At 33.8% G+C, this 12,177-nt stretch carries 7 protein-coding genes; all 7 read right to left on the reverse strand.

The window, feature by feature from the left end:
- Nucleotides 1-1,321: methyl-accepting chemotaxis protein (locus X927_RS09440; protein WP_103077825.1), on the reverse strand; the 1,321-nt coding region annotated here is incomplete at its 3' end.
- A 44-nt stretch (nucleotides 1,322-1,365) separates the two neighbouring features.
- A complete protein-coding gene (locus X927_RS09445) occupies nucleotides 1,366-3,699 on the reverse strand; it encodes a glycoside hydrolase family 3 N-terminal domain-containing protein (RefSeq protein WP_103077826.1) in 2,334 nt (777 codons plus the stop codon).
- 44 nt (nucleotides 3,700-3,743) lie between these two features.
- A complete protein-coding gene (locus X927_RS09450; protein ID WP_103077827.1) occupies nucleotides 3,744-5,813 on the reverse strand; it encodes an alpha-glucuronidase family glycosyl hydrolase in 2,070 nt (689 codons plus the stop codon).
- Nucleotides 5,814-5,863: 50 nt separating this feature from the next.
- Nucleotides 5,864-8,989, reverse strand: coding sequence for an endo-1,4-beta-xylanase (locus X927_RS09455; RefSeq protein WP_103077828.1), 3,126 nt, complete (start codon nucleotides 8,987-8,989; stop codon nucleotides 5,864-5,866).
- A 131-nt stretch (nucleotides 8,990-9,120) separates the two neighbouring features.
- Entirely contained in the window at nucleotides 9,121-9,918 is a 798-nt protein-coding gene (locus X927_RS09460) for a polysaccharide deacetylase family protein (RefSeq protein WP_103077829.1), read from the reverse strand.
- 59 nt (nucleotides 9,919-9,977) lie between these two features.
- Nucleotides 9,978-11,894, reverse strand: coding sequence for a right-handed parallel beta-helix repeat-containing protein (locus tag X927_RS09465; protein WP_103077830.1), 1,917 nt, complete (start codon nucleotides 11,892-11,894; stop codon nucleotides 9,978-9,980).
- A 39-nt stretch (nucleotides 11,895-11,933) separates the two neighbouring features.
- Nucleotides 11,934-12,177 (reverse strand): oligopeptide/dipeptide ABC transporter ATP-binding protein (locus X927_RS09470; RefSeq protein ID WP_342750009.1); only part of this gene is annotated, 244 nt, incomplete at its 5' end.

Genomic DNA, 12,177 nt, shown 5'->3' on the forward strand with positions numbered 1-12,177 from the left:
TTTCATCTGCTTCTTCACTTAGTCTTTGTGCATCTTGAGATACACCTTGTGCCGCCTTTGCCACTTCGTCTACCCCTGAGGTTACTTCTTCTACGTTTCCTGCCGTTTCTTCCGTACTTGTTTGTATCTTGTCCATCTGGTTTTTGAGTTCTTCTGAGTTCTTTCTGCTTTCTTGTGATGAGCGCGTTAGACTTTCTGATGCGTTTTCTACTTTGTCTGATGCCTGCCTTATTGACCCCATGGATCTTCTCAATTCTTTACTCATTTCTGATAGAGCGTTTGCCATCTGTCCTATTTCATCTTTGCTTTTACTTTCAAAGTTTACCGTTAAGTCTCCTTCTTTGAATTGGTTTATCTTATTTTTGAAGTCTAACAGTGGTTTCGTTATGCTCCTTATTAGATAGATAATCATGATTATCGATACTACGAAAGCTACTACGGTTAGGATGGCTGTCAAGGTTATCGCCCTGTTGTTTTCTTCTATGAGTGATGGTCCTAACGTGTCTTGTTGAACCTTTAATTCATTTCTTTGTTCTTCTAATAGATTGAGTATCTCTACTCTTGCTTGCTCCATATGCCCGATTATAGGCTCCTGGGATTCTATCGCTGTGACTATTTGGTTGAATGTGTCTTTGAATTGTTCAACCACATCTTTCGTCTTGTTGAACATTTCAGTTAGTTCGTCTGATACTAATCCTTGCTCTAAAATGGCTATTTGTGATTCTAACTCATCAAAAGCATTCATGACACTGTTTTTGTCACCTACTGATTTAGAAGAAAAATAAACAGAAGCAAGCTCTTTTATACTATCTACTATTTCTAACGAGCTATCAGCGTAAAAAACGAGGGTTGAAACGTTATTTTCTTGGGCTAAGGTTTTAAAGTCAGTAATACTTTGGCGTAATTCATTGGATATATCTTTAAAATCTTGATTTACGAGCCTATTCTTTTCTTCGTTCAATTGAACAATTTGATTAAAACCGCTTTCATAGTCCCCTATCTTTGTGATTATGTTTTGTACTAGTGTAGAATCGGTAGTTTCATCTGTAAAGAAACTTTGAACAGCGTTGATATTCTGAGTAATAATTTCTTGTGTTTGTTCATCGTAGTTAATCACATAATCTTTGAAGGCCAAAGCAGCTTCAAAAAAGTTGTTTTCTATTTCAGAAATTCTACTCGTGTCATTTGACAAATCTTTATAATTAGAAAGTCCATCATTTGATGAAATCAATGAGACAATATTAAAAACAACGACAACGCCAAATAAAACTAATATTATTATAATTGTTAAAGAAAGTTTTCCTCTTATGCTTTTAAACAAGGTAATCCACCTCGATTTTTATATTAAATTCCGTAAAATAAGCTTTAATTTTCTTCCAGAACCACATCGCTAAAAAACTTCTTGTTTTGAGGCGAAATTTTAATATCTTTATCAATGTAAAACTTTTCATTTAACCTTATATCTTCAGAAGAGGATCCCACCATAACTTTAAAATAACCTTTTTCAACCAAAAATTCCATTTTTTCATTATATAGCGCTAAAGTCTCTATTGGGAGATTAAAAATGATTCTTTTCTTTTCTGAAGGTTTAAGTGTAATTCTTTGAAAACCCTTTAATTCTTTCACAGGTCTAGTTACACTAGCGACTTCATCATTCACGTACAGCTGAACAATTTCATCACCTGTCTCTTCACCTATGTTTTTAACATCCATGCTTATTTTCACGATTCTATCGCTACTTTCAATTTGAAGATTCGTATATTCAAATTGTGTATAACTGAGACCATGACCAAAAGGATATAGTGGTTTGGCAGGTGAATCCGTATAATCTCCCCACCATTGACTTCTTCCTCCAGAAGGCTTGTGATTATAATAAACTGGAATTTGTCCCACATGACGCGGAAAAGATATAGGCAATTTCCCTGAAGGGGACTCATTACCCAAAATAATATCGGCCAGAGCATTGCCACCTTCTTCACCAGGTAACCAAGCTTCAAATATTGCAGAAACATTTTTTGATACCCAGTCTAACGAATATGGCCTTCCGTTTACAAGAACAACAATTACAGGTGTTCCCGTATTTATAACAGATTTTAGTAAATCAAGTTGTACACCTGGTAAAATCAACGTAGAACTATCACGAGATTCACCAGTTGTGCAATCTAATGTTAACCCAGATTTATCACCTAAAACTAGAATAGCAACATCAGATATTTTAGCAAGTTCGATTGCTTCTTTAAACATTTCTTTGTTGTCGCCATTTATTTCGCAACCTTTTGCGTAAGATGTTTCCACATTTAACTTTTCTAATTTTTCTTTCAAACTTTCATATATGGTTTTTATTGGCAATTCACTTTCAGAAAAAGTAATTCCTTCCATTGCTGAAGTACCGAAAGCTCCTTGTTTTAAGGTTTCTAAGTGTGTTAAATAAGTATAATCCCCTGTTAAATTTCTAGCGCTGTTTGCATTTGGTCCAATTACTGCAACTTTTTTTATGTTTGGATTCTTTTTCAAAGGCACTATTCCATTATTTTTCAATAGAACAATTGATTTTTTAGCAATTTCATACGCGAGTTTCCTATCTTCAGGTGTATCTAAATTATCTGGAACCTTTTCTAAATCAACATAAGGATTTTCAAATAATCCCATCTTAAACTTTAATCGTAAAATATTTCTAACAGATTTATCAATAAATGCTTCAGAAAGCTCTCCATTTTCTATCGCATTCTTTAATGGTTCTTTATAACAATCAAAAGAGGGAAGTTCAACATCTATCCCAGCTTTTAACGCTTTTATAGCTGCTCCTTTTTTATTTGATACTAATTTATGATATTCCATCAATGAATTGATTGCAAAGTAATCGGAAACAACAATGCCATCAAAACCCCATTCCTCTCGCAAAATTTTTCTCAACAAAATTTCAGAAGCTCCACAAGGTATACCATCAATCTCATGATAAGCATTCATGACAGATTTAGCTTTTCCTTCTTTAATAACAGCTTCAAAAGGAAAGAGAAATGTTTCTTTTAGTTCTCTTTCTGGGATATGAGCTGTCGCCCAATTCATCCCACCTTCAGAAACCCCATAACCCACAAAATGCTTTAAAGTAGCAACTACTCCATTCTTCAAATCATCAGATTGTAACCCTTTAACATATGAAACTCCCATCTTTGCAACCAAATATGGATCTTCTCCAAAAGTTTCCTCAGTTCTCCCCCATCTAGGATCTCTAGTTACATCAACAACTGGAGATAATCCTTGATGTATTCCAAGAGCTTTCATTTGATTTCTTATACTTGTTGTCATTCGTTCTATTAATGGAGGTTCCCAAGTACTTGCCGCACCAATCATCTGAGGGAAAATGGTCGCTCCTCTTGTCATGTAACCACTCAAACATTCTTCATGCATAAAAGCAGGAATCCCCAATCTTGTTTCAGTAAGAAGAAATCTCTGAATTTTGTTTGACAATTCAGCTGTTTTCTTAGGAGAGAATCCTGTCGCTCCTCCTGGACGAGTTATCTGACCAATTCCTTCTTTCAATAAATTTTGAGCTTTTTCAAAAGAGAAATTACCATTATCAAGAAGCTCATAACTCCAAAAAGAACCAAGTTGGGCTATTTTTTCGTCCAAAGTCATTTGTTTTAAAAGGTCTTCAACACGCTCTTCTATCGGTTTATTTGGATTTTTGTAAAATTGCATAAAAACTTCCCCCTTGTAAAATATTTTATCGTTTTTGTCTTTTTTCAGTATATTTTTCTCCTTTTTTCATCATAGATCATTGTTTTTCTATAAAAGTATGAATTTATAACATCTCTCCATTCTTTAGCACTTTCCCTTTGTTCTAATAATCTTTGATAAACAGAACTATATCTTTTACTATCAATATATCTTTCTAAGCCTTGCCATTTATCTATTAACCATTGTACATCTTCGACTCCTTCAAAATGCGTATCATAAATATGTTGTAAGACGGTTTTGTTATTGCTCAATTTGTAAATATAAGAGACATGATGAAAAAAAAGTAATAGTTCATCGGGGCAAGAATCTAAATGTTCGTATTTCTCAAAATTTTGTTGACGATACTGTGCTGTATAGCCCGTTCCTGATTTCAAGGTTCTGTCTACACCTATACCATAATGATCAGCTTTGTGGTAAGTACCCCACCTTGAATACTCATATCCATCAACATTAGGACCATAATGATGACCAGGATTAACCATCCAACCTACTCCTAAAGGTGCTGTATATTTCTCATAAATATTCCAAGACTTTAACATCATTTCGGATAAATTATTTAAAACAGTTTCATTATTTCCAAAAGTACATTTTATCCATTCTTCTATAATTTTTTTACCACTCAAGGAAGGATCCCAAGCAAGGCGACCAAATCCGTACAAATTTGCTTGTGCTAATGTATGGCCAGTCCAGTTAATTTCATCCCCAATATTTGATATTCCAGCTATTCCAAAATTCGGTGAATTAAATATAGAACCAGAAACGATCTTTGCAACTGAGGTTCCCTCACCAAATAAGAAAGTATCAAAGTCTAAAACTTCTTTCCATTGGGGAACAAGATAACAGAGATGTTTTTGTTGTCCAGTGTATTCTTGAGTAATTTGAAATTCAAGTATTTGATTTGTTTTTTGGAGCCCTCCAAATAAAGGATTTACCGGTTCTCTTACTTGGAAGTCCATTGGCCCATTTTTAATTTGAATGATCACATTATCAAGAAATTTTCCATCAAGTGGCATAAACGTATCGTAAGCAGCTTTCGCTCTATCTGTTTCATTATCTCTCCAATCTTGATAGCAATTGTATACAAATGCTCTCCATATTAACAATCCACCATGAGGAGCAAGAGCTTCAGCTAACATATTTGCACCATCAACATGCGTTCTGTTATAAGTAAATGGTCCTGGCTGCCCTTCTGAATCTGCCTTTACGAGGAAACCCCCAAAATCGGGGATGCGATTATATATAAAGTCGACTCTTTCCTTCCACCACTTTCTTACTTCTTTATCCAAAGGGTCAGCGGTTTTTAATCCTCCAATTATCATAGGGCTTGCAAAATTTACGCTTAAATAAATTTTTATACCATATCTTTTAAATACATCATAAAGTTTTTCAACAATGTTTATTCTTTCTGCTATTAATTTCGTTTCTTCGCTTTTAACATTAACGTTGTTCAAAACTATACCATTAAGACCTATAGAGGAAAGCAATCTAGCATAATCTCTTATTCTATCAAGATTATCAACCAATTCATTATTACGATAAAAAATTGATTTACCTGCGTATCCTCTTTCAATGCTTCCATCCAAATTATCCCAGTGATTAATAATTCTCAGAGGGATATAAGGTTTCTCTAATAGATTTAACTGATCTAAAGGTTTTTCCATTTGTATGTTTTGGATTAATTTGTAGGTACCGTATAGCAAACCTTCATCAGATTTCGCTGTTATTAATATAAATTTTTTTGTAGAATTTTCTACTTTTTTGATCAAAAAGCCCTCTTCACTTAATGAGGTGTATTCTTCTTCTTTTATTGTGTTACTGAAAAATGAACCCCCATCTAATTTCGAAATTATTGTAAAAGTACGTTTAATAGGCTTGTTAGTTATGATGGCCTCTATATTAAAAAATTTTTTTATACTATAATAAAGTTCATTTTTAATAGAATCGATTATATATCCGTCGATATTTATTACAATGTTTTTTAAATATTCTTTATATTGATCAGATAAACTTGGAGTTTCTAATCTTTGATAATTTAACCAACATTGATAATCTACATCATTTGAATATGGAAACATTCAAACTTCCTCCTAGCCACCAAGAATAAACAAAAAGTACTAATTTTTACTTATTTTTCTAAAATAATATTCCCAAAGTTTACAGTGCTCTGATAATTATTCCCAGTTGGGTCATTCCAAGTAGTTATACCTACTCTACTTCCAGTTGCACCTGCATCGTTGACTTGAACATCAAATCCAACGACTTCTCCTCCACTTGGGGAAATAAATTTCCAAGAAATTGCTGCTTCTACTATATAACCATTTTCTACAATCTTTGTAGCAGTTTTAAAATTGGCCGCAGAGCCTCCTGTACCAAATGAAGGGGTATTTACGTAATTGACTCTGTACTGTGCATCATCATTTTCGTAAAAACCTGTTTTATTATTATTTTCATCTATGAATATTTCTAATGAATCCTGCTCCCAAGCGTTTGCATTTTCTTTATTAAGAATAGGATCTTCGACAATAGCCAATACATACAAGGCATTTTCATCCCAAAGTACTCGAAAGTTGGCTTTTGCGTTATTTGAGCTACCCGATACAATAGTTTCAGTGATATATTCTTCGCTTTGAAACCAAACCTCATCTATTTCTCCATCTATAATCGGTGTACCATATTTTGCTGTTCCTACGGATACACCTTCCAAGGTTAATACTCCATAATTTATTGTTTGCGATTTCTGTTGATTTGTGTTATCACTCCAACTATATATGCTCTCTCCATCTATTACCGCTATGTCAAATCCAATTTCTTTCCCTTTTTCTAATTTCGTCGAAAGATTTATGGAACATTCAAAAGAATATTTTTTATAACCCGGGCTAACAAAATATTCAACTTCCATATCTTCTTTATTTTTCTTAACAGTCCAATCTGGATGAATAATCACCCATATATCATCTTCTTGTAGGTAAGGTGTCTTGGCATTATTAGGATCAATGAATATCGCCACTCCATCTTCTTCATCACTTGTTTCGTTGAAGACTTCACCATAAATAAATAATTTGTTTTCATTCCATATTATTCTTGCATTAAGCTTTTCTTCCCCATTCTCATCATATATGAATATTGGCTTTGAAAACAAATAATCATCATCTAACATACCATATGGAATAGCGGTACCTTGAGAGATTGCATTGGATTTTGGAACTATTGGCAAAACAGTTGGTTCTACAATTCCCCAATATGCGTATTTTGATTGATAATCTTTATCAAACAAAAGCGGCCAATCATTTCTGGTTTGATTTTTCCAAGAATAGTCGTCTTTAAGGCCCCAGAAAGTTACACTGGTTATAACATCATCGTATTTTTTGAGGATATCAAAAAGTTCTTGGTATTTGTACCCTTGCTCAACTAAGACTTCGTATGGTGGAGACATGTAATTGGATCCTTGATCTGTATAAACACTCATATCAATTTCAGTTATTTGAATTTCTATATCAGGAATAGAGCTGAATAACTTAATAGCCTCTTCAACCTGTCTGAGATCCGTTCCAATTCCAATATGCATTTGCATTCCAATCCCATCAATTGGAACTCCTTTTGCCTTTAATTCCTTTACTATGTTGTATATATAATCTCTCTTTTCTGGTTCGTAAGTATTGTAATCGTTATAGAAAAGCTTAGCGTTTGGATCGGCTTCATGAGCGAATTTAAATGCATATTCAATATACTCTGGGCCCATGATTTCATACCAAAGAGACCTTCTATAACCATCTGGTTGATTGGGATCAATTGCTTCATTGACAACATCCCATGCATATACTTCTCCTTTGAAATGTCCGACAACGTCGTGTATATAAGTTTCCATTCTTGAAAGAAGTTCGTTCTTTGAAATTAAATTGCCATCTCCGTCTTTAAAGAACCACTCAGGTGTTTGACTGTGCCAGACTAAAGTATGTCCGCGAACTTTTATACCTTTTTCTTTAGCATATTCAATATACTCATCGGCAACTGAAAAATCATAACTTCCTAAGTCCATTAAAATACTTTCTGGCTTCATTTCGTTTTCAGCGGTAATAGAGTTAAAGTGCTTTTCGACCATCTTCATTTCAAGAGGATTAACTAAAACTTTGTAAGGAATAGCAACTCCTATATCAAAATTGTCTTTATATTTATCTTTTAAATCTATAATTTCCCATTCAGGTTCATATAGAGGAATCGATTTATCTATTATTGAAAAATCATCCAAATAAAATGAGAGCGTAGGATTCGGTGATTCAACGTAAAAGATCAACTCTTCCACTACTGCTCCAGATTTAACCGTATAAGAACCTGTTAATTGTGTCCAGGTATTCGAAGGAACCTTTTTTTGCCATAAGATCGTATCGTAGTTAGTATTAGCATCAGAAGCGTATTTTCTCTGCATTGTGAGAGTGATTAATTGATCTTGCCCCGTATCTTGATATACGTATATTTCAAAATCATAACTGGTTCCAGGTTTTAAGGTTTTTGCAAGATTTATTTGTGGGCCATTCCAATTACTTTTCCTTCCCTCAACAGCTAAAGAATATTTCCCACTATGGGATACTTTATTAGATGGCGAAATAGAGACTTCATCTCCTCTTGGTTCCCAACTATACTGTTCGTCTTCAAAACTTGTCTTAGAGATCACTCCTGCTCTTTCAACTTTGTTAGTTCCCAGAATCTGAAAGTTGTCTATATAGTATGTGAAATTACTTTCCAAAGGAGTTACTATTCTTAAGGAAAATTTATCAACGGGTTCATTAAAACTGAATTTGAACTCTTCATTTATCTCTTTCCAATAGTTTGGCATCACAACCTTCTCAGTGATTGTTTCAAAGCGCTCCCCTTTACTATCTTTTATATAAGCTACTATCCTAAATAATTGAGGATCAGGAGAAGTTTGATAAATATGAGTAGTAATTTGGAAATTAGCTGAATTAAAAATTTGCCAATCTTTTGTTAGATCAATTTCTGCACCTTCCCATCCTGAAGTTCTATTCTCTATCTTTAAGGATTTTTGACCTTCGAAGGAAAATTCATCTACTACTGTAATCGAAACTGATTCTCCAACTTTTTCAATTTGAACCGGTTCTTCGAAGTTCAAAACCATCTCATAATCTCCTGGATTTATAAATTCATTTAGACTATTTGTTTGATTTGATCCTCCCAATAGAATAGCAGCCAGTAAACCAATACCTAACAATGAGGTTACAAATAATAAATCCTTCATTTCATCACTCCTCCTTTCCACAAATTTAGTACTGCCTGAGATATTCCAAAACATACTTTAACCTAACCGTTACCTTGTGAATCCCTTTTAAAATCAAAATCTTAATTTTACTATGACACATAGATTTCGAACTATAAAGTCAGATATCTGCCGCCTTCTACCTTCACTGGATTACCATCCACTCCTATCCATACCGTTAAAGCAGAAGGATTATAAACTATTTTTTTATTTACACTAAATTTTAGATTCTTTAAAGCTTTCAAATAATCCATGATCTCTGCATTTGTCGCATACCAAATTGTTTCATCGTTCGATATTTTTTTGCAAAAGTCTTCAATCATATCCCAGTTATTATTCCTTTCAAATTCAAAACTGTGCCCCCATACATACAACAAAGGCATAGTTTCATTAGATTCTAATTTCTTGAATTCTTCATATTTTTTTAACAAGTTATCATCATGATGACAAGTAGGATTCCACCTTAAAAAATGTGTAGGTAAAGAAAAGTTACCATGGGAATTAACCGTCCTTGAATATTCAATTCCCAAATACGGAAGTAATTCTAAAAGTTCTTCACCGTAATCCCCATAAGGATATGACATACCCCTTATTGGATAGTTTACTAAAGACTCTAATCTTTCCCTATCCTCCATAATTTCCTCAATTATTGATTCCTTTGGTACTTTTGTGAGATAAGGGTGATTTAATGTATGTATAGCAACTTCATGCCCCTCAAAGAGATCCCTTATTTCGGAAGAGTTTAAAAATGGTTCTGAATCTAATTTTCCTGAATTTAAATGGAAGGTACCTTTGATTCCGTACTTATTGAAAATCCTTATCAATCTTCTGTCATAAATTTGTCCATCATCATAACTCATGGTTAAAGCCTTTATTTTGCCTTGTGGATAAAAGCCGAAAGATATTTTCATTGTATACTGGCTCCTTCTCAATAGTTCTAAAAAAATGGAACATTTAGTATTGATTTTCATTACCAAACTTTGATATAGTTCTTACCTTTTTTCAAAGTAGAGATTGGACCTAAGGAACTTTTCTCAGGTTTTTGTTCATCTAAAAAGTCTGTGTCTAAGACTAAATTTCCCCCATCAGGACGTTCAAAATCAGCATCAACAATCCTAACTCTTTCTAAAGAATTTGTTGAACATACTTCGCCTACAATATTTTCAAAAGTATCAGGAAGTTCACAAGACATATAAACTTCTTCACCTTTCTCAATAACAGTAAATCTTGGATCAAAATTTTTATCAACTAATTTCTCTTTTTCCCTTTCAAATGGTTCCGCTCCATTGAAGTAGGCATTGTTATTAATATACACCGGTTGTTCTATTAACTCAAGCGTTTTAATATCCCAACCTTTTTCATCTACCTTCTTCAAGTACTCTTCTAATGATGTTGTATGATTCATATAATGTGATGTCCCAACACCTTTCAATCCATCTTTCCCAATGAAGATATTGTTGTAGAAACGATCATCACCACCGTAAACACAGGCATACCCTGCAACCGTTGTACTATGTGGTCTATGGTATGGAGTATAACGATTTAATACTTTTCTTTTCTCCATCTTACCAGCAATTAAATTGTTAATGTAGGCACCACCCTGAGACATGTTATCTATTGCATATTCAGAAGCTAAGATGTTGTGATCTATAACATACGGGCCATGACTTACTTCCACAAATAAATCACGATTATTTTTGTAAAATAAGTTTTTACTTACCCTTGTTCCTTGTGCTTGCCAATCCAGCCATAACCCTAAAGAACAATCATGTATACGATTATGATAAATCTGAACATCTATGGCTGCATGTAATTTGATACCTGCAATCTCATGTCCCCAAAATTCTCTTTTTATAGCAATTCTATAAATGTGGTTATTGTAGATTTCACTAAAAACACATCCTAAATGACCTACAATCGCATTTTGACCACAATCATAAATTGTATTATTCCGAATAATATGTGACCCGATACTTTCTTTACTCCATCCGATATGTTCAGCACTAAAAACAGATTCTAATTGGTATTGATGCCCAGTTTTGTCTTTACGAGTTGAATGATATAGATGTCCGGTCGAACCTTCCTTACCTATACTTATTGCACTACATTTTGAATCATGAATAATATTGTTTTCAATTATCCAACCTTTACTCCAGTTTGCTCCAATTAATCCAGGTTGATCTGCTGTTGGCGGAACCCATGGTGTTGCAGCATGAGCCATTTCAAAACCTTTCACGGTTATATAATCTCTCCCAATTTGATCTGGATAAAAACAGGATCTGCGTACATTGATCTCTACTAATTCTTCATTTGGGTTCGCACCATTGAAGTTTGCGTATATAGTTGTTTTTTGATCATCTACTTCCGCATACCAAACATACTTTGTTTGCTCTGGATTTAAAACCGGAACCTTTTTTTGTGTCCAATGGTCTACTGTCTCTGTTCTAACCTTAGGATCTTTTAAATCTTCAAAACTGTTAGCTTCGTAAAACGACATACCGTTTAGATAAACATCTCCTAAATGTCTCTTTTGATCAGTCGTAACAAGCCAATCTCCAAATATTTCTTCTTTGTACGGATTAAAGTCACCAAAAAAAGAGTTTGGTAATTCACATTTCCAGATGTTTCCTTCAACCTTTTGCCAATCTTGGATCCTTTCAGATCCTTTAATAATTACCTTTTCTCCTTCAGCTGCTTGATAGGTAATTCTTCTTTTGTTGCTTAATCCTTTGTTTTTAGGTTTTACCCATTCACGATATACCCCTTCGTGAACTATAACTTTATCTCCAGCCATAGCAACAGAAGCGGCTTTATTTATCGTTAAAAAAGGATCTTGTTTAGTTCCTAAAGCTTGATCAGAGCCAGTCTTTGCCACATGATATTCCATGTTTTTTAAATCCCCCTTTTTATTTGTACGACTCTTGTTTTATTTATCTTCCTTATTCTCATACAACCAACAACGAACCATACGATTTTCTGTTTGTATTTCTGGTGGCATATTATCTTTACACTTTTCCATAACAAACGGGCATCTACCTGCAAACTTACATCCTTTTCTCATGTACTCTTCTGTTTCCAACTCTTTTATACTTATCCGTTCTGTCCATTTCTTTTTCGGATCTGGTTCAGGTATCGATTCTTTCAGCATCTGTGTGTATGGGTGTTTCGGG

Origin of the sequence: Petrotoga mexicana DSM 14811, assembly GCF_002895565.1 — a bacterium.
In the GTDB taxonomy this organism is placed as follows: Bacteria; Thermotogota; Thermotogae; order Petrotogales; family Petrotogaceae; genus Petrotoga; species Petrotoga mexicana.